Origin of the sequence: Enterococcus sp. 5H, assembly GCF_028128615.1 — a bacterium.
Lineage (GTDB): Bacteria > Bacillota > Bacilli > Lactobacillales > Enterococcaceae > Enterococcus_L.
Window position 1 is genome coordinate 353,019 of record NZ_AMDP01000019.1, and the last position, 20,073, is coordinate 373,091.

The window sequence follows — 20,073 nt, forward strand, 5'->3', positions numbered from 1 at the left end:
AAAATAATGGAGTTAAATCAAATGATTGATCACACTATTTTAAAGGCAGATGCAAAGGAAGAAGACGTCTTACGAATTATTGAGGAAGCAAAGCAATACAATTTTTTCTCAGTATGTATTAACCCTTGCTGGGTCGCTTTAGCTAAAGAACAATTAGCAGAAACTTCAGTAGACGTTTGTACCGTTATTGGTTTTCCATTAGGAGCAAATACGTCAGAAGTTAAAGCCTATGAAGCGACAGATGCCATCAATAATGGTGCAACAGAAGTAGATATGGTTATTAACGTTGGCGCGTTGAAATCAGGACAATACAAAAAAGTATTGAAAGATATTCAAGCAGTTGTAGAAGCAGCTAAAGGTAAAGCGTTAGTTAAAGTGATTATCGAAACAGCTTTACTAACAGATGAAGAAAAAGTCAAAGTTTGCGAGTTAGCGAAAGAAGCTGGCGCAGATTTCGTCAAAACATCTACTGGTTTTTCTACAGGCGGGGCAACTATCGCAGATGTTAAATTAATGCGTGAAACAGTTGGACCTGATATGGGTGTTAAAGCTTCTGGAGGCATCCATAACGAAGCAGAAGCCAAAGCGATGATCGAAGCCGGTGCTACTAGAATTGGAACTAGCGCAGGAGTTGCAATCATGGAAGGTGCAACAGGAGTTGGTTACTAAAAACGAAAGTGGTGGGAAAATGTCCGCGAAACAAGAATGGCTAACAGTCGCAGATAAAGCGCTGACGAAAGCCTACGTACCCTATTCTCATTTTCCAGTTGGGGCATGTTTAGTCACAAAGGAAGGCAAAACTTATCAAGGTGTCAATATTGAGAACGCCTCTTATGGCTTGACCAATTGTGCGGAACGGACAGCGATTTTTAAAGCTGTTTCAGAAGGTGAACGTGACTTTCAACATTTAGTTATTGCTGGAAATACACCTGAACCAATCTCGCCATGCGGCGCTTGTCGTCAAGTAATGGCTGAATTTTGCGCACCAGATATGCCGGTGACTTTAGTCGGTGAAAATGGTGTAACAAAAGAAACAACGGTTGCAGAATTATTACCGTATGCATTTACCGAAAAAGATTTATAGACAGTTGCATTTTTGTTGCGAGTGTTGTCTTTTATGCTGTACTATTTAACAAGCTTATGAATTGGATAATCAAAATCTAATCGAGCTTGTTAGACTTTTCTATTGTTTCATTCAGTCATCCGGCTGTTGAAAATATAAAACTATTTTAGGGGGCTTTACAGAGATGAAAAAAGCAAAAATATTTGGTTTTAGCTTAGCTGTACTTGGACTTACTGTTGCATTAGCAGCGTGTGGTGGAGGTAAAAAAGATTCAACGGATTCAACAGGTGGTAACTCAGCAGGTGGGGATGCAGATCACAGCGTCGTTATCGTTACTGATATTGGCGGTGTTGATGACCGTTCATTTAACCAATCAGCTTGGGAAGGTTTACAAGCATGGGGGAAAGAACATGACTTGAAAAAAGGAGCAGATGGTTATGACTATATCCAGTCAAACGATGCTTCAGAATATGTAACAAATATTGATACAGCCGTTTCAAATGGTTTTAAAACAATCTTTGGTATTGGCTATTTGCTAGCTGATTCGATCAGCACAGCTGCTGATGCAAACCCAGATACACAATTTGGTATCATTGATAGTGTTATTGAAGATAAAGACAATGTAGTATCTGCTACATTTAAAGACCAAGAAGCTTCATACTTAGCTGGTATTGCTGCAGCATACACAACAAAAACAGACAAAGTAGGTTTCATTGGCGGTGAAGAAGGTGCCGTTATTGACCGTTTTGAAGCTGGATTCCATCAAGGTGTTATCGATGGTGCAAAAGCATTAGGCAAAGATATCACTGTTTCAGTAGAATACGCTGCATCATTTGGTGATCCTGCTAAAGGTAAAGCGCTAGCTGCTTCTATGTATCAAAAAGGTGCAGACATCATCTTCCACGCTTCTGGCGGTACAGGTCAAGGTGTCTTCCAAGAAGCAAAAGATTTAAACGAATCTGGCTCTAAAGATAAAGTTTGGGTTATCGGTGTAGATAGCGACCAACAAAAAGAGGGCGAATACAAAACAAAAGACGGTAAAGAAGATAACTTTACATTAACATCTACACTTAAAGGTGTGGGTGCAGCTGTTCAAGATATCTCTAATCGTGCATTAGAAGATAAATTCCCTGGCGGCGAACACTTAGTATATGGCTTGAAAGACGGCGGTGTTGATTTGACAAAAGGATACTTGTCAGAAGATGCACTAGCAGCAGTTGATAAAGCTAAAGAAGAAATCATTGCTGGTGATATCACTGTTCCAGAAACACCTAAAGAAGTTAAAGAATAAATTTTATCCTTTGGCGCTGCTAAAACAGCAGCGTCAAGGTTTTATTAAGCCGTTAAGGAAAGAAAATGACCCAGTCGTTTATTTTCTTTAGGAGCTTAAAAGCTGCTTTGTTTTTGGAATTATTATATTAAAAGTAAGATGCAAGTGATTAAATCGTTAGGATGTGAAAAATGTGGCTCAGGAAAACTATGTAATTGAGATGCGTGATATCACTAAGCAGTTTGGAACGTTTAAGGCCAATGATAATATCAACTTAACTGTCCGTCCTGGAGAAATTCATGCGTTGCTAGGGGAAAACGGAGCAGGGAAATCCACGTTGATGAACATTTTGTCTGGGTTATTAGAACCAACTTCAGGTGAAATCTTTATGAACGGCTCAAAAGTAATCATTAACGGACCGACGGCAGCTAATCGTTTAGGAATCGGGATGGTGCATCAGCATTTTATGTTGGTGGATGCTTTTACTGTGACGGAAAATATTATACTCGGCAGTGAACCGACAAACGGTGGTGTATTGGATCGCAAAAAAGCGAAAGCAGAAATCAAACGAGTTTCGGAACAATACGGCTTATCAGTAGATCCAGATGCATATATTCGTGATATTTCTGTAGGAGCACAACAACGGGTTGAAATTCTAAAAACCTTATATCGTGGAGCAGACGTATTAATTTTTGATGAACCGACAGCTGTTTTGACACCGCAAGAAATCGACGAGTTAATCGAGATTATGCGTGGTTTGGTAAAAGAAGGTAAATCAATTATCTTGATTACACATAAATTAGATGAAATCAAAAAAGTGGCAGATCGTTGTACTGTTATTCGTCGCGGGAAGAGTATTGATACAGTTAACGTAAAAGATGTATCTTCACAACAATTGGCGGATATGATGGTTGGTCGTTCAGTTTCATTTAAAACGGAGAAAAAACCGGCTGAACCTAAAGAAATTGTTCTTTCAATTAAAGATCTAGTTGTTAAAGAAAGTCGCGGTTTAGAAGCTGTTAAAAGTTTAAGTTTAGATGTACGTGCTGGTGAAGTTGTTGGGATTGCCGGAATTGACGGTAATGGACAAACAGAATTAATTCAAGCGTTAACTGGTTTACGAAAATCAGAAAGCGGGGCAGTGGAATTAAATGGTGAAGCAATTACCAATAAACATCCACGTGCCATAACAGAATCTGGTGTGGGTCATGTGCCAGAAGACCGTCATAAATATGGTTTGATTTTAGAAATGACATTGGCTGAAAACATTGCTTTACAAACGTACTATCAAAAACCATTAAGTAATAGCGGTGTTTTAAACTACAATCAAATTAATTCATATGCTCGTAAATTGATAGAAGAATACGATGTACGGACAACAAATGAGCTAGTTCCAGCTAAAGCCTTATCTGGTGGGAACCAACAAAAAGCGATCATTGCTCGTGAGATCGATCGTGATCCGGATTTATTAATCGTTTCACAACCAACTCGTGGTCTGGATGTAGGGGCGATTGAATATATCCACAAACGTTTAATCGAGCAGCGCGACAAAAATAAAGCAGTTTTATTAGTTAGTTTTGAATTAGATGAAATCTTAAATGTTTCTGATCGAATTGCTGTAATTCACGCAGGGAAAATTGTCGGAATCGTTGATCCAAAAGAGACCTCTGAAAATGAACTAGGTTTATTAATGGCTGGTTATTCATTAGAAGAAGCAAGAGCAGAACTAAATAACAAGGCAGGTGAGGCAGTTGAATAATCGGGCAGAACGATTACGTAATATTCTAGTCCCTATTTTATCTGTGTTGATGGGATTTATCCTTGGCGCAATTATTATGTTGATTTCAGGACAAGATCCGATTGCCGGATATCAAGCGATGCTTCAGACTGCTTTTCAAAGTCCTAAAAGTATCGGTGAAATTTTTGTAACTGCGGCTCCGTTAATTTTTACAGCATTAGGTTTTGCGGTCGCTAATTCAGCTGGATTCTTTAATATCGGGCTTTCAGGTCAAGCTTTATGCGGTTGGGTAGCAAGTATTTGGGTAGCTTTATCTATGCCGGATGCTTCTCGAATGGTCGTGCTGCCTGTTGCTATTATTACAGGGGCTTTAGCTGGCGCAGTGGCTGCAGCAATTCCAGGATTGCTTCGAGCATTTTTCGGAACCAGTGAAGTTATCGTTACGATTATGTTGAACTATGTATTTTTATATACAAGTACGCATATCGTTAATAATGTGATGTCAGAAGATTTAATGAGCAACAAAGGTGTTACTAAAGTTATCGGTGAAAATGCCAGCTTGAGAACGGCTTTCTTGAAAGAAATCAGTGGCGGGTCTCGTTTGAATATTGGGATTTTTCTTGCACTTATTTTCTTAGTCTTAATTTGGTTCTTAATGAAGAAAACAACTTTAGGATATGAAATCCGTTCAGTAGGATTGAATCCTTATGGTTCTGAATATGCTGGAATGAGCAGCAAACGGACGATTGTTATGTCAATGGTTATTTCAGGAACACTAGCCGGTTTAGGCGGCGTTGTTTTAGGGTTAGGGACATTTGGAAACTTCTTTGTACAAGGTTCATCATTAAGTATTGGATTTGATGGGATGGCGATTTCGTTACTTGGGGCAGGAAGTTCTGTCGGAATCTTCTTATCCGCAATTCTCTTCAGTATCTTGAAGTTAGGTGGTCAAGGAATGCCGTTACGTGCTGGTGTACCGATTGAGTTAGTAGATGTTGTTATTGCGTCAATTATCTTCTTTGTGGCCATCAGTTACCTGATTCGCTTCTTATTAGCAAAAGCTTCTGGAAACAAAAAAGAAGTTGCTGTTGTTGAAGAATTAGATGGACAAACCGACCTTAACAGTCAAGAAGGAGGGAAAATCTAATGGAAATCGCATTTATCGCTGCATTAGCGCCAATTATTACTCAAACATTGGTTTATTCTGCTCCTTTGATTTTTACAGCTTTAGGCGGGACTTTCTCTGAGCGCGGCGGGATTGTTAACGTTGGTCTTGAAGGTATCATGGTTATGGGAGCGTTTAGTTCAGTAGTATTCAACTTGACATTTGCGGATACATTTGGAGCTGCAACACCGTGGCTAGCTTGTTTAGTCGGCGGTTTAGTTGGAATGCTGTTCTCATTACTGCATGCTGTTGCGACAATTAACTTGAGAGCTGACCATATTATTAGTGGTACGGTTATCAACTTGATGGCCCCAGCTTTAGGTATTTTCTTAATTAAGGTAATTTATGGTAAAGGGCAAACAGATACAATCAGAGAATCATTTGGTTACTTCTCGTTCCCGATTTTAAAAGATATTCCGATTTTAGGAGATCTGTTCTTTAAACAAACAACATTACCAGCCTTTGTGGCAATTATCGTATCAATTATTGCATGGTTTGTTCTATTTAAAACGCGCTTTGGTTTACGCTTACGTTCTGTAGGGGAAAATCCTCAGGCCGCGGATACATTAGGTATTAATGTGTATGTTATGCGTTATTCAGGCGTTTTGATTTCTGGATTTTTAGGTGGAATCGGTGGAGCAGTCTTTGCTCAATCAATTGCTGGACGTTTTGCCGTTACTACGATTGCCGGACAAGGTTTCATTTCGATGGCAGCGATGATCTTTGGTAAATGGAATCCACTAGGTGCGATGGGCGCGGCTTTATTCTTTGGTTTTGCACAAAATATCAGTATTGCCGGTTCAAGTGTACCAATCATTTCTTCAATACCAGCAGTTTACTTACAAGCTGCACCGTATGTTTTAACAATCATCGTTCTAGTTCTTTTCTTAGGAAAAGCCTCTGGACCGAAAGCAAACGGACAAAACTATATCAAATCTAAATAATTAACGTTAGTATAAAAGGGCGGGGCTATGGGACACTATCTTAAGTCATGCCCTTTTTATATACCTAAATCAACACTTACTACTATTTTTAAATAAAAATTTGAAGGAAGAAGGATGATTATGTTTAAACGTGTACATTTAGTTGTAATGGATTCAGTTGGAATCGGTGAAGCGCCAGATGCTGAAAAATTTGGTGATGTGGGTAGCGATACACTAGGTCATATTGCTAAAGAAGCTGGTTTGACGATCCCTAATTTAGAAAATTTAGGTCTTGGAACAATTGCCCCACTTCATAATGTTGAAGCGGTTGCCGATCATAAAGGTTATGCGACAAAATTAGAAGAAGTTTCAGTTGGAAAAGACACAATGACTGGTCACTGGGAAATTATGGGTTTGAATATTCAAAAACCATTCCGCGTATTTCCTGACGGATTTCCAGATGAATTACTAAAGCAAATCGAAGACTTTTCAGGTCGTAAAATAGTTTGTAATAAACCATACAGTGGTACGGCTGTTATTGATGATTACGGTAAACATCAAATGGAAACAGGCGATTTAATCGTATATACATCAGCTGACCCTGTATTGCAAATTGCAGCGCACGAAGAAATCATTCCATTGGAAGAATTATATCGTATCTGCCAATATGTACGTGACATCACAAAAGATGAACCATATATGATTGGTCGGATTATTGCACGTCCATATATTGGTGAACCTGGTAATTTTACTCGTACAAGTAATCGTCATGACTATGCCTTAGATCCGTTTGGTCATACTGTTTTAGATTCTTTAAAAGAAAATGGTAAAGATGTGATCGCTGTTGGGAAAATTAACGATATTTTTAACGGTCAAGGTATCACTGAGTCAGTTCGGACGAAGAGCAATATGGATGGTGTGGATCAATTATTGAAAGTGATGAAACAAGATTTTGAAGGCTTGAGTTTCACTAACTTAGTTGATTTTGATGCGTTATACGGACATCGCCGTGACGTGGTTGGTTATGCACATGCCATTGAAGCTTTTGATTTACGTTTACCGGAAATTATTGAGGCAATGACGGATGATGATTTGCTGATGATAACAGCCGATCACGGTAACGATCCGACTTTCCCGGGAACAGATCATACAAGAGAATACGTTCCATTGTTAGTCTATAGCAAAAAAATGGCTGGGCAAGGCAGTTTAGCACAAGGTCATTATGCAGATATTTCGGCAACAATTGCTGAAAACTTTGCTGTACCAAAAACAGAAAATGGCGAAAGCTTTTTAACTAAATTGAAATAGGAGAGAAACGATGGCGAAATTAAGCGAATTATTAAAAGAAACAACTGCATTTTTAAAAGAAAAAGGTGTAGGCGAAGTTGATTTTGGATTGATTCTTGGCTCTGGTTTAGGTGAGTTAGCGGACGAAGTGGAAGATGCCATTGCTATTCCGTTTTCTGAAGTACCTCATTTCGCTGTATCGACAGTAGTTGGTCATGCTGGTAAGCTAGTTTACGGGACACTTTCTGGGAAAAAAGTTTTAGCAATGCAAGGACGTTTTCATTATTATGAAGGACATTCTATGCAAAAGGTAACTTACCCCGTTCGAGTAATGTCTGCATTAGGTGCACATTCGATTATCGTTACAAACGCAGCTGGTGGTGTAAATGAAAACTTTACGCCAGGTAATTTGATGTTAATTACGGATCATATTAATTTTACAGGTGATAATCCGTTAATTGGTGAAAATGAAGACGAAATGGGACCACGTTTCCCTGATATGAGTCATGCATATACACCAGAATATTGCGAAGTAGCTAAAAAAGTAGCGAAAGCACAAGCTATGCCATTACAAGAAGGTGTTTACATGGGCTATTCTGGTCCAACCTATGAAACACCCGCTGAAATCCGTATGTCTCGTGTGATGGGAGCTGACGCTGTGGGAATGTCAACCGTTTCAGAAGTTATCGTAGCAGCCCATAGCGGTATGAAAGTTCTAGGTATTTCTTGTATTACCAACTTAGCGGCCGGTATGCAAAGTAGTTTAAACCACGCTGAAGTTGTCGAAACTACAGAACGAGTGAAAGCTCAATTTAAAGAGTTGGTAAAAGCAACATTAGCTGAATTATAAAAAAGGAGTGAAAAAAATGAGTGTTCATATCGAAGCGAAACAAGGCGAAATTGCTGACAAGATTTTACTTCCCGGAGACCCATTAAGAGCAAAATACATTGCTGAAACATTTTTGGAAAATCCTGTTTGTTATAATCAAGTCAGAGGAATGCTAGGTTATACAGGTACGTATAAAGGTGAACGTGTTTCCGTACAAGGAACTGGGATGGGGATGCCATCTGCCATGATTTACGCTCATGAGTTAATTAATTCATATGATGTGAAAAAATTAATTCGTGTCGGCACTTGTGGTTCAATCTCAGAAAAAGTTCGTGTAAGAGATTTAGTAATTGCTCAAGCAGCAGCAACACCATCGTCAATGATCCGTAATGATTTTCCAAAATACGATTTTCCACAGATTGCTGATTTTGATTTACTCTTAAAATCGTATACAGTAGCGAAAGAAAAAGGCTTTACTACCCATGTAGGGAATGTTTTATCCGATGATGTTTTCTACAAAGACAGCATGGATGAAGTGTTCAAACTAGGAAAACTAGGTGTTTTAGCAATCGAAATGGAAGCGGCAGCTCTATATTACTTAGCTGCTAAATTCGATGTCCAAGCATTAGCGATCATGACTGTTAGTGACAGCTTAGTTACTGGAGAAGAAACAACCGCCGAAGAACGCCAAACTACATTCAACGATATGATTGAAGTTGGTTTAGAAACAGCACTTCACGGGTAATAATTGAAAGAGATTGAGAGTACAAACTTTCAATCTCTTTTTATTGCAAATCACAGCGATTGCTTAAGCAGAGCTGATGATGCGCAATACTTGGCGAGAGAAGCGAGCGAAGTGTCCTTCGTCCGAAATCACAGCGATTGCCCAATCAGAGCTGATGATGCGCAATACATGGCGAGAGAAACGAGCGAAGTGTCCTACGCCAAAAATCACAGCAATTGCCCAAGCAGAGCTGATGACGTACCAATACTAGACAAGCAAAAACACAACGAGTACCAACAGAATTAATAAACGCAATACTTAGTAGATGCAAAGAATCAATACAAACAATCAGCAATAGCAGATCAAGAACCGTTTCAAAAACATTGATCTATGATAAAGTATGGTAGAAGAACTAATTTGAATGGAGGAATCGTTTTGGATAATTTTAGATTTTATGTGCCAACAGATATTCGTTTTGGGAAAGATCGTTTAGCTTCAGAATTAACACAAGTGCTGGATACTTTTGGAAAGACAGTGCTGATTGTTTATGGCGGTGGTAGTATCAAGAAAAATGGTTTATATGATCAAGTGATTGATTTACTTGAGAAAAACCAAAATAATATTGTCGAACTAAGTGGTGTTGAACCCAATCCTCGGATTGAAACAGTTCGTCGCGGTGTTGAATTATGTCGTGAAAATCAAGTTGATGTCATTTTAGCAGTCGGCGGTGGTTCGACCATTGATTGTTCGAAAGTGATTGCAGCAGGTTTTTATAGTGAAGAAGATCCATGGGAATTTATCATAGGTAGAAAAGGCTATCAAGGAGATGCTCTACCGTTAGTAACGATTTTGACTTTAGCAGCAACAGGTAGTGAAATGAATGCAGGTGCTGTAATTTCAAATATGGCGACGAATCAAAAATTAGGTGTGGGCGGTCCAGCGATGATGCCAAAAGTTTCCTTCCTTGATCCGGCCAATACTTTTACGGTACCAGCTTATCAAACCGCAGCAGGCTCAGCAGATATTTTGAGTCACTTGTTTGAAAGTTACTTTAATGTAACAGAAGGTACGGATATTCAAGATTTTGTATCAGAGGGAATCATGCGGGCTGTGATTAAAAATTGTCCAGTGGCACTTGAAACACCAAACGATTATGATGCGCGTGCAAACCTAATGTGGGCAAGTAGTTTGGCATTGAATGGTTTAACACGTAATGGTAAACATGGTGTTTGGTCATGTCATGCGATGGAACATGAATTGAGTGCTTTTTACGATATTACTCATGGCGTTGGATTGGCGATTTTAACTCCACGCTGGATGGAGTATGTACTTAACGATCAAACCGTAGACAAATTTGTTCAGTTTGCGCAAAACGTTTGGGGAATTAATGATTCGGATAAGTTTACTGCTGCTAAAAAAGGGATTCAAGCAACATACGATTTCTTTAAAAACTGTGGAATTCCGATGACGTTACCAGAAGTTGGGATTGATGAACAAAAATTTGCTGAAATGGCGAAACAAGCAGTTGCCCACAGCACTATTAAAACAGATGCTTTTGTTCCTTTGACAGAAGCAGACGTTGAAGCAATCTATCATGCATCATTAACAGAATCAAGTTTTATTTAACTTCGTATGTTCAAGAAAGGAGAATTGAGTAATGAAACAATTATTTGATGAAACTTTTTCGAAAAACCGTACACTTTGGTATGGCTATTTTAAAGATTTAGAGCAAGCTGATTTAATAGAAGAAATCGAAGGAATTATTCAAACGGATTTAGAGGTAGCTAACGATGTCGAAGCGACTAGTTGGATTTTCTATCGAGAAGATACGCAAAAAGATGCGTTGGATGAGCAAATTAGATCTTCTATTATGGTGAGGTTTGCTGATGGGCAGTATGATGCTCAATATAATATGTCTGACTTTGAATTTGTTGTACAACGAGCAACAATTTCTACTTGGTTAGATCGTTTAGAAAAGCAATTGAACTCGAAATAATAAAAAAGCACTCGCTAATCGGAAGATTGGCGAGTGCTTTTTGCTATCTAATGTTATAGATAGTATTTTTTAGCTACAGTTAAATCATCGTTTAATTCATAAACAAGTGGTTGACCTGTAGGGATTTCAAGATCCATGATATCTTCATCAGAGATACCTTCGATATGTTTTGCTAATGCACGTAAAGAGTTACCGTGAGCTGCTACTAAAACAGTTTTGTTGTCTAGTAAAGCAGGTGCGATTTCGTCTTGCCAGAATGGAAGTGCACGTTCAAGCGTAACTTTTAAGTTTTCTCCGCCTGGAACATCACGTTTGTCTAACATTGCGTAACGACGATCGTTAGCTGCTGAACCTGGATCTGTTACTTCCAATAGTGGAGGAAGTGTGTCGTAAGAACGACGCCAGATGTGTACTTGGTCATCTCCGTATTTTTCAGCAGTTTCTTTTTTGTTTAAACCTTGTAATTGACCATAATGACGTTCGTTTAAGCGCCAAGATTTTACTTGAGGTACCCATAATTGATCTGAGTTTTCCAAAAGGATGTTACAAGTTTTGATTGCGCGTGTTAAAACTGAAGTGAAAGCAATATCAAATTCGATTCCAGCTTCTTTGATTTTACGTCCGCCTTCTTTGGCTTCTTCGATTCCTTCAGGTGCTAAATCTACGTCAACCCATCCAGTAAATTGGTTTAACGCATTCCACTCACTAAGTCCATGACGAGAAAAAACTAATTTTGGCATGTATAGCTCTCCTTTGAGTTGTAGTTTCTGAAACTTTCATTTCCTTTTCTATTGTACACCGTTTTTCAATAGATTTCCATTGTAAATTAGTGGGAAGTAAAAAGTATGCTTCTGAACATAAATTTAAGACCTACAACAAAAACTAGCGTTAGTTTTGTTGCAGGTCTTAATTAAATCTAAAGCTTAAAACTTAGCAGCCTCTGCCTCAGATAGGTTGATATACTTGTAGCAAGTACCGACAGAGACATTACATTTTGAAGAAATAAACTGAATTGTTTCTTTCTTTTCATGATATAAGTGGCGAATTTTCTTTACTGTTCGGCCGTCGATTTTAGGTCGTCCGCCAATTTTCCCTTTTTTACGGGCATTATTTAAACCAACTAAGGTGCGTTCTTTGATTAAGTCACATTCCATTGTGGCTAAACCATTCATTAATTTAAAATAAATATCCCCCATTGGTTGGCGAGTATCGATTTCTTCCGCAAGACTAACCAAGTGAATGCCGCTACCTTTAAATTTTTGGCTTAACTCCGTAAGTTGTCGAGTGGATCTTCCCAAATGATTCAGACGACAAATGACAAGTGTATCGCCGCTATCTAAACCGTATAAAACATTTTCGAGTTCTGAAGTAACGAGTTCATTGGTAGAAACTTCATAAGCCTCGTGAAAAATCTCGTCACATCCAAAATCAGTCAAACAGTTGATCTGCGAAGATAAATCGTTGTCAGTGATTGTAGTACGTGCATAACCTATTGTTTTCATGATGTATCCTTTCAATAAAAAAGTAGTATAAGTTACTAAAAATGTAGCACAAAAATGAATAGAATGATAGCACTTTTTCATCTTTTTTTAATTGAAAAGCAATGAAAACGGAAAGTTATCTTAAGGCTTGGATTGTTTCCACACCGGATTCTTTACCAACAATAACTGTTGAAACAAGATTTAAGAATAATCCATGTTCAACAACTCCAACAAGTGAATCCAAATATTCACCAAAAGCAATCGGCTCTTCTATAACTTTTAAATGCAAATCGATAATATAATGACCACCATCAGTTGTTAAAATATTTCCTGATTCGTCTAAGCGTAAAGTTGGGTCGAAGCCCTTTTTGGTAAATAAATGAACTAATTGTTGATGACCATAAGGTACAACTTCGATCGGTAATGGAAAGGCACCTAATTTTTCTACTAGTTTAGATTGATCGACAATCCAAATACACTGTTTTGAATATGAGGCAACTACTTTCTCGAATAGTAATGCAGCCCCTCCACCTTTGATTCCTTGGAAATCAGCGCTTATCTCATCTGCGCCATCAATCGTTAAATCAACATAAGGTACTTCATCAATACCTTTAAGCGGAATTCCTAATTCTAAGGCTTGTTTTTCTGTGGCATTTGACGTGGTAACACCAATGATAGAAAGTCCTTCTTCTTTCACTCTGCGACCAATTTCATCTACCATATATTTGGCAGTTGAGCCAGTTCCAAGACCGACGATCATCCCATCTTTGACATGACTAGCTGCTTCAATACCTGCTTGTTGCTTAAGGTTCATTTTGTTCGTCCTCCTGTTCAATTCTCATACACATTTTACACGTTAATAAGAAAAAAAGATAGAGTTCTATTAGCTTGAAACTAGGCTTTTTAAAGTGAGGATATAGCGATAATTCCTTATAATAGTAGAAATTAAAAATAGTCTACAAAAAATGGAATGAATTTGTATGAGAAAATGTGCGAACATCAATACGTTAGATTCCCTAAAAACGGTTGACACTCCAGTGTAAATATGATATTCTATCAAAGGTGCTTTATCTACAGGTCTCTCTATAGAGACGTGCTGACTGTCTATCAAAGCATATTTGATAAAGAGTGCAGAGACTGCATTATTTTTTATCGCAAAAAAAGAACCACCTGGATGTGTGGGACTAGATGCGAAATGAGGAAGGAGGAAACAAGGAATGCCTACAATTAATCAATTAGTACGTAAACCTCGTAAATCAAAGGTGGAAAAATCTAATTCACCAGCGTTGAACAAAGGATATAATAGCTTTAAAAAATCTCAAACTAACGTAAACTCACCACAAAAGCGTGGGGTTTGTACGCGTGTGGGAACTATGACACCAAAAAAACCTAACTCGGCTTTACGTAAATATGCCCGTGTTCGTTTGTCTAACTTAATCGAAGTAACAGCTTATATCCCAGGTATTGGTCACAACTTACAAGAACATAGCGTGGTATTATTACGCGGTGGACGTGTAAAAGATTTACCAGGGGTACGTTATCATATCGTACGTGGTGCGCTTGATACAGCCGGTGTTACAGATCGTAAACAAAGCCGCTCTAAATATGGTACTAAAATGCCTAAAGCAGCTAAATAATTTGACAATCACTAAGGTATTATACAATAAAGAATTTTCGGAAGGAGGAGTTACGGATGCCACGTAAAGGTCCTGTTACAAAACGTGATGTTTTACCAGATCCAATTTATAACTCAAAATTAGTAACTCGCTTAATCAACCGTGTAATGGTTGATGGAAAACGCGGGATTGCTGCTAATATTATCTATAATTCATTTGATATCATCAAAGAATCTACAGGTAACGATCCATTGGAAGTTTTCGAACAAGCAATGAAAAACGTTATGCCTGTCTTAGAAGTAAAAGCTCGCCGTGTTGGGGGTTCTAACTATCAAGTACCAGTTGAAGTTCGTCCAGAACGTCGTACAACTTTAGGTTTACGTTGGGTTGTTAACTATGCTCGCCTACGCGGTGAACATACTATGGAACAACGTCTAGCGAAAGAAATCATGGATGCTGCCAATAACACTGGTGCTTCTGTTAAAAAACGTGAAGACACACATAAAATGGCTGATGCTAACCGTGCGTTTGCACATTATCGTTGGTAAGATCCTCTCTGTATGTAGTTTAAATTTACAACAGACAGTCACTTTACAATCGATTTAAATAAAGAGAGGAGAACAACCTAGAATGGCAAGAGAATTTTCTTTAGAAAAAACTCGTAATATTGGTATCATGGCTCATGTTGATGCGGGTAAAACTACAACAACAGAACGTATCCTATATTACACTGGTAAAATCCATAAAATTGGTGAAACGCACGAAGGTGCATCACAAATGGACTGGATGGAACAAGAGCAAGAACGTGGTATCACTATCACATCTGCAGCTACAACTGCTGAATGGAAAGGTTACCGTGTAAATATCATCGACACTCCTGGGCACGTGGATTTCACTATTGAAGTTCAACGTTCACTACGTGTATTAGATGGTGCAGTAACCGTTCTTGATTCACAATCAGGTGTGGAGCCTCAAACTGAAACAGTTTGGCGTCAAGCAACTGAATATAAAGTTCCACGAGTTGTTTTCTGTAATAAAATGGACAAAATCGGTGCGGATTTCTTATACTCTGTAAACTCATTACATGATCGTTTACAAGCTAATGCTCATCCAATCCAATTACCAATTGGTGCTGAAGATAACTTTACAGGGATCATCGACTTAATTACGATGAAAGCTGAAATTTATACAAATGACTTAGGTACAGACATCCAAGAAACTGAAATTCCAGAAGAATATATGGATCAAGCAGTTGAATGGCGTGAAAAATTAGTTGAAGCTGTTGCTGAAACTGATGAAGACCTAATGATGAAATATCTTGATGGTGAAGAAATCTCAATCGAAGAATTAAAAGCGGGTATCCGCCAAGCAACAATCAATGTTGAATTTTTCCCAGTTATGGCTGGATCTGCGTTTAAAAACAAAGGTGTTCAATTAATGCTTGATGCTGTTCTTGATTACTTACCATCACCACTTGATATTGATGCAATTAAAGGGATCGATACAAAAACAGACGAAGAAACTACTCGTCCTGCTGATGACGAGGCACCTTTTGCATCTTTAGCATTTAAAGTTATGACTGATCCATTCGTTGGACGTCTAACTTTCTTCCGTGTATATTCTGGTGTCCTTGAAAGTGGTTCATACGTATTGAACGCTTCTAAAGGCAAAAAAGAACGTATCGGTCGTATTCTACAAATGCACGCGAATACACGTAAAGAAATTGACAAAGTGTTTTCAGGAGATATCGCAGCAGCTGTTGGATTGAAAGATACAACAACTGGGGATACTTTATGTGCGATTGACTCACCTGTTATTCTTGAATCAATCGAGTTCCCAGAACCGGTTATCCAAGTTGCTGTTGAGCCAAAATCAAAAGCTGACCAAGATAAAATGGGTATTGCTTTGCAAAAACTTGCAGAAGAAGATCCGTCATTCCGCGTTGAAACAAACGTTGAAACTGGTGAAACAGTTATCTCTGGTATGGGCGAATTGCACTTAGACGTATTAGTAGACCGTATGAGACGTGAGTTCAAGGTTGAAGCTAACGTTGGTGCACCTCAAGTATCTTACCGTGAAACTTTCCGTGCTCCTGTTACTCAGGCAGAAGGTAAGTTTGTACGTCAGTCTGGTGGTAAAGGTCAATACGGACATGTCTGGGTTGAATTTACTCCAAACGAAGAAGGAAAAGGTTTTGAATTTGAAAATGCTATCGTCGGTGGTGTGGTTCCACGTGAATACATCCCAGCGGTTGAAAAAGGTTTAGCTGAATCAATGAATAACGGTGTTCTTGCTGGATACCCATTAGTTGATATTAAAGCAAAACTTTATGATGGTTCATACCATGATGTCGATTCAAATGAAACAGCGTTCCGTGTAGCAGCTTCTATGGCTCTACGTGCGGCTGCTAAGAAAGCTAATCCAGTTATCTTAGAACCAATGATGAAAGTAACGATCACTGTACCAGAAGATTACTTAGGTGATATCATGGGACACGTTACAAGTCGTCGTGGACGTGTTGAAGGAATGGAAGCACACGGTAATTCACAAATCGTTAATGCGATGATTCCTTTAGCTGAAATGTTTGGTTATGCTACAACATTACGTTCAGCAACACAAGGTCGCGGTACGTTTATGATGGTATTTGACCACTATGAAGATGTACCAAAATCTGTACAAGAAGAAATCATCAAGAAAAATGGCGGCAACAACGCTTAATAGTTAAGAAAGTAAGTATTTACTTATCTAAGACTAGGATTTTTTGAGGATTTCGGTTAAAATAGTTAAAGATGATCAGGTAGTTGTTACTATCTATCAAATAAAATAAAATTCATATATTTTAGGAGGAACATTTAAAATGGCTAAAGAAAAATTTGACCGTTCTAAACCCCATGTAAACATTGGTACTATTGGACACGTTGACCATGGTAAAACTACATTAACTGCTGCAATTGCAACTGTGTTAGCTAAACACGGTGGCGGTGAAGCTCAAAACTATGCTGATATCGATAACGCTCCAGAAGAAAAAGAACGTGGTATCACAATCAACACTTCTCATATCGAATATGAAACTGACGTACGTCACTACGCTCACGTGGACTGCCCAGGACACGCGGATTACGTTAAAAACATGATTACTGGTGCTGCACAAATGGATGGAGCTATCTTAGTAGTATCTGCTGCTGATGGTCCTATGCCTCAAACTCGTGAGCACATCTTGTTATCACGTAACGTTGGTGTACCATACATCGTTGTTTTCTTAAACAAAATGGATATGGTTGATGACGAAGAATTATTAGAATTAGTAGAAATGGAAGTTCGTGATTTATTATCTGAATACGACTTCCCAGGTGATGACACTCCTGTTATCGCTGGTTCTGCTTTGAAAGCTTTAGAAGGCGAAGAGTCTTATGAAGAAAAAATCATGGAATTAATGACAGCTGTTGATGAGTATATCCCAACTCCAGCTCGTGATACTGAAAAACCATTCATGATGCCAGTTGAGGATGTATTCTCAATTACTGGTCGTGGTACTGTTGCAACTGGTCGTGTTGAACGTGGAGAAGTTCGCGTTGGTGACGAAGTTGAAATCGTAGGTATCAAAGAAGAAACATCTAAAACAACTGTTACAGGTGTTGAAATGTTCCGTAAATTATTAGATTACGCTGAAGCTGGCGACAACATCGGTGCGTTATTACGTGGTGTAGCTCGTGAAGATATTGAACGTGGACAAGTATTAGCTAAACCAGCTACAATCACTCCACATACAAAATTTAAAGCTGAAGTTTATGTTTTATCTAAAGAAGAAGGCGGACGTCACACTCCATTCTTCACTAACTACCGTCCTCAGTTCTACTTCCGTACAACTGACGTTACTGGTGTAGTTGATTTACCAGAAGGTACTGAAATGGTAATGCCTGGTGATAACGTTGCAATGGACGTTGAATTAATCCACCCAATCGCTATCGAAGACGGAACTCGTTTCTCTATTCGTGAAGGCGGACGTACTGTTGGTTCAGGCGTTGTATCTGAAATCGTTAAATAATTACAGATTAATATAAAGCAACAAAACCAGTCTAAACAACTGGCGTACTCGGACGTAAGACGAAGGGATTTCCCTTCGTCTTTTTTTGTACATATAAAAATATCAAAATAAAAAAGCAGTCTGTGTTGTAATAACGCCAAAAATCTGATTTTTGGAAGCTCTTATAACAGGGACTGCTTTTTTCTTATATAAGTTATTTAAAAAGTACTAATATCTTTGATCTAGCAAGCAATATATAAATTATAATGAAGATTTATACAAAAAAAGATCTAATGTTAAATGAAAGCGTTTTAATGTCCGATGCGCTTTTTTTTAATATAGTAATATTACTTTACAAGCTTGATTTACATAAAAACATCTCGAAAAAAATAACGATCATCCATCAAAAAAAGCTTGTAATAGAAATTGATGATTGTAAATAAAGTAGGGTAAATAAAGGAATAATATCTCAAATGCAATTAATTCAAGATATAAAATATATAACAATATTTGATTGAATTGATTGTACCCTATTTATATATGCTAGTCTAGCTTATTTTCTATCATGTTTTTCACTAAAACTAAAATTTTTTGATAAAAAAAATAAAAAAATACGATATATTAGGTCGATACTTGATTTATTCGCTTCAACGAGGAGCTATTAGCCGTCAACATAACCGTCAAATTTCATATGAATTGGAGGGATCATCTTGGTAAAAAAAGGCGAAAACATCTATAAACGAAAAGATGGACGCTGGGAAGGACGTTTTACAAAAAACAGAAATGAGCAAGGCCGTATCATATATGGTTATGTTTATGGAAAATGTTATTCCGAAGTAAAGGAAAAACTTTCCATTAAAAAAGCGCAATATCTTATTTTGAGTCAAGATGAATACAACTACTACGGTACAGTAGCCGAATGGATGATTTATTGGTTAGAACATTCAATAAAAGACACGATTAAATTGTCAACATACTCTAATTATAGAGGGAAAACAGAAAAGCATATCATCCCGTTTTTCGGAAACATCCAATTGAAAGACTTAAAAAGACAAGATATAGAAGCTTTTGTTCGCTACTTGGCTTCAAATCATTTATCAAACAGCACTATTCAAAATATAGTAAATTTGCTGAAAAGCGCTATTAAAGAAGCGATTCGGGAAGAGAAAATTTATCAAAACCCATGTAAACATCTACTATTGCCGTCCGCTCAAAAATCATCAGTCCATGCACTTTCTGCAAAAGATCAGAAAAAACTAGAACAAGCTGCTCTTTTAGAAGAAGAAAGCTCAGCAATCATTATTGCTCTGTACACAGGAATGAGAATTGGTGAAATTAGCGGGTTACGCTGGACGGATATAGATTGGAGCGAAAATATTATTTATGTTCGCCGGACGATCTCTAGAATTCCTTCAACCACAATGGCAGGGAAAACAGAAATATTGATTGATCTACCTAAAACACAAACGTCATTACGAGCAATACCGCTTGCAACAAATCTTAAAAAGTACCTTCATAAAAGGAAACAAGCTGCGATAGGAAATTATGTAGTCAATTGCAAAGGAGATTTTACTGAACCACGAATTATCAGCTACCGCTTTAAAAAAGTTCTTAAACATTCTGGAATTAATCCAGTCAGTTTTCATAGCTTACGGCACACATTCGCAACTAGATGTCTTGAACAAGGCGCGGATATTGCAACGCTAAGTAAAATATTAGGACATTCTTCGGTAAAAATGACACTCGACACATACACAGATTCTTTGTGGGAAAGCAGACAATCGGCTCTAAAAAAAGTTGACAAAAGCTTGGGCGTTTAAATTTTTCAAAAGAGAAGCCGTCAACAAAGCCGTCAACAATAAATGAAACGTAGATGGAATATAGGGTGAGGCGAATAGTATCTTGAATTAATTGCATTTGAGATATTTATTAGCGAGGATTTTAAAAGAAAAAAAGC

General features: G+C 38.0%; 19 protein-coding genes. 16 read left to right on the forward strand and 3 right to left on the reverse strand.

Annotated elements, in window-relative coordinates:
• Nucleotides 1-6 precede the first annotated feature (6 nt).
• The 11 genes from deoC to C240_RS07730 all read left to right on the forward strand — a co-directional run bounded on the left by deoC (nt 7) and on the right by C240_RS07730 (nt 10,995).
• Nucleotides 7-669: a deoxyribose-phosphate aldolase gene (gene deoC, locus C240_RS07680; RefSeq protein WP_271493397.1), complete on the forward strand. Its 663-nt coding sequence runs from the start codon at nt 7-9 to the stop codon at nt 667-669.
• A 19-nt stretch (nt 670-688) separates the two neighbouring features.
• On the forward strand, nt 689-1,084 hold the full coding sequence (locus tag C240_RS07685; protein WP_271493399.1) for a cytidine deaminase: 396 nt from the start codon (nt 689-691) through the stop codon (nt 1,082-1,084).
• A 163-nt stretch (nt 1,085-1,247) separates the two neighbouring features.
• Complete coding sequence (locus C240_RS07690) at nt 1,248-2,354, forward strand: BMP family lipoprotein (RefSeq protein ID WP_271493401.1); 1,107 nt, start codon at nt 1,248-1,250, stop codon at nt 2,352-2,354.
• Between the two features lie 172 nt (nt 2,355-2,526).
• Complete coding sequence (locus C240_RS07695) at nt 2,527-4,092, forward strand: ABC transporter ATP-binding protein (protein WP_271493404.1); 1,566 nt, start codon at nt 2,527-2,529, stop codon at nt 4,090-4,092.
• Nucleotides 4,085-5,218, forward strand: coding sequence for an ABC transporter permease (locus tag C240_RS07700; RefSeq protein ID WP_333908799.1), 1,134 nt, complete (start codon nt 4,085-4,087; stop codon nt 5,216-5,218). Before C240_RS07695 ends, C240_RS07700 begins: the two co-directional genes overlap by 8 nt.
• Nucleotides 5,218-6,180 (forward strand): ABC transporter permease, encoded by a 963-nt coding sequence (locus tag C240_RS07705; RefSeq protein ID WP_271493409.1) that lies wholly within the window; start codon nt 5,218-5,220, stop codon nt 6,178-6,180. The genes C240_RS07700 and C240_RS07705 overlap by 1 nt, the downstream gene beginning before the upstream one ends.
• Before the next feature lie 120 nt (nt 6,181-6,300).
• A complete protein-coding gene (deoB, locus tag C240_RS07710; RefSeq protein WP_271494206.1) occupies nt 6,301-7,467 on the forward strand; it encodes a phosphopentomutase in 1,167 nt (388 codons plus the stop codon).
• Between the two features lie 10 nt (nt 7,468-7,477).
• Nucleotides 7,478-8,296, forward strand: coding sequence for a purine-nucleoside phosphorylase (locus tag C240_RS07715; protein WP_271493412.1), 819 nt, complete (start codon nt 7,478-7,480; stop codon nt 8,294-8,296).
• Nucleotides 8,297-8,312: 16 nt separating this feature from the next.
• Nucleotides 8,313-9,020 (forward strand): purine-nucleoside phosphorylase, encoded by a 708-nt coding sequence (deoD, locus tag C240_RS07720; RefSeq protein WP_271493417.1) that lies wholly within the window; start codon nt 8,313-8,315, stop codon nt 9,018-9,020.
• A gap of 414 nt (nt 9,021-9,434) precedes the next feature.
• Complete coding sequence (locus tag C240_RS07725) at nt 9,435-10,625, forward strand: iron-containing alcohol dehydrogenase (RefSeq protein WP_271493420.1); 1,191 nt, start codon at nt 9,435-9,437, stop codon at nt 10,623-10,625.
• 31 nt (nt 10,626-10,656) lie between these two features.
• Nucleotides 10,657-10,995: a hypothetical protein gene (locus tag C240_RS07730; protein WP_271493423.1), complete on the forward strand. Its 339-nt coding sequence runs from the start codon at nt 10,657-10,659 to the stop codon at nt 10,993-10,995.
• A 53-nt stretch (nt 10,996-11,048) separates the two neighbouring features.
• On the opposite strand, the gene C240_RS07735 is transcribed toward C240_RS07730, so the two are convergent.
• The 3 genes from C240_RS07735 to rpiA form a co-directional block, all read right to left on the reverse strand.
• The gene (locus C240_RS07735; protein ID WP_271493426.1) at nt 11,049-11,735 is read right to left on the reverse strand and encodes a 2,3-diphosphoglycerate-dependent phosphoglycerate mutase; all 687 of its coding nucleotides are present in this window, start codon (nt 11,733-11,735) and stop codon (nt 11,049-11,051) included.
• 183 nt (nt 11,736-11,918) lie between these two features.
• Nucleotides 11,919-12,497 (reverse strand): recombinase family protein, encoded by a 579-nt coding sequence (locus C240_RS07740; RefSeq protein ID WP_271493428.1) that lies wholly within the window; start codon nt 12,495-12,497, stop codon nt 11,919-11,921.
• 115 nt (nt 12,498-12,612) lie between these two features.
• Entirely contained in the window at nt 12,613-13,290 is a 678-nt protein-coding gene (gene rpiA / locus C240_RS07745; protein WP_271493431.1) for a ribose-5-phosphate isomerase RpiA, read from the reverse strand.
• 403 nt (nt 13,291-13,693) lie between these two features.
• Between rpiA and rpsL the strand changes: the two genes are divergently transcribed.
• From rpsL to C240_RS07770, 5 genes are all read left to right on the forward strand, one after another.
• A complete protein-coding gene (rpsL, locus tag C240_RS07750) occupies nt 13,694-14,113 on the forward strand; it encodes a 30S ribosomal protein S12 (RefSeq protein ID WP_010761696.1) in 420 nt (139 codons plus the stop codon).
• A gap of 56 nt (nt 14,114-14,169) precedes the next feature.
• The gene (gene rpsG, locus C240_RS07755) at nt 14,170-14,640 is read left to right on the forward strand and encodes a 30S ribosomal protein S7 (RefSeq protein ID WP_010761695.1); all 471 of its coding nucleotides are present in this window, start codon (nt 14,170-14,172) and stop codon (nt 14,638-14,640) included.
• An 82-nt stretch (nt 14,641-14,722) separates the two neighbouring features.
• Nucleotides 14,723-16,810, forward strand: a complete 2,088-nt coding sequence (gene fusA / locus C240_RS07760) for an elongation factor G (RefSeq protein ID WP_271493457.1) — start codon at nt 14,723-14,725, stop codon at nt 16,808-16,810.
• 139 nt (nt 16,811-16,949) lie between these two features.
• On the forward strand, nt 16,950-18,137 hold the full coding sequence (gene tuf, locus C240_RS07765) for an elongation factor Tu (protein ID WP_271493460.1): 1,188 nt from the start codon (nt 16,950-16,952) through the stop codon (nt 18,135-18,137).
• A gap of 689 nt (nt 18,138-18,826) precedes the next feature.
• Nucleotides 18,827-19,936 carry a tyrosine-type recombinase/integrase gene (locus tag C240_RS07770; protein ID WP_271493463.1) on the forward strand — a complete coding sequence of 370 codons (1,110 nt, stop codon included), beginning with the start codon at nt 18,827-18,829 and terminating at the stop codon, nt 19,934-19,936.
• Nucleotides 19,937-20,073 lie beyond the last annotated feature (137 nt).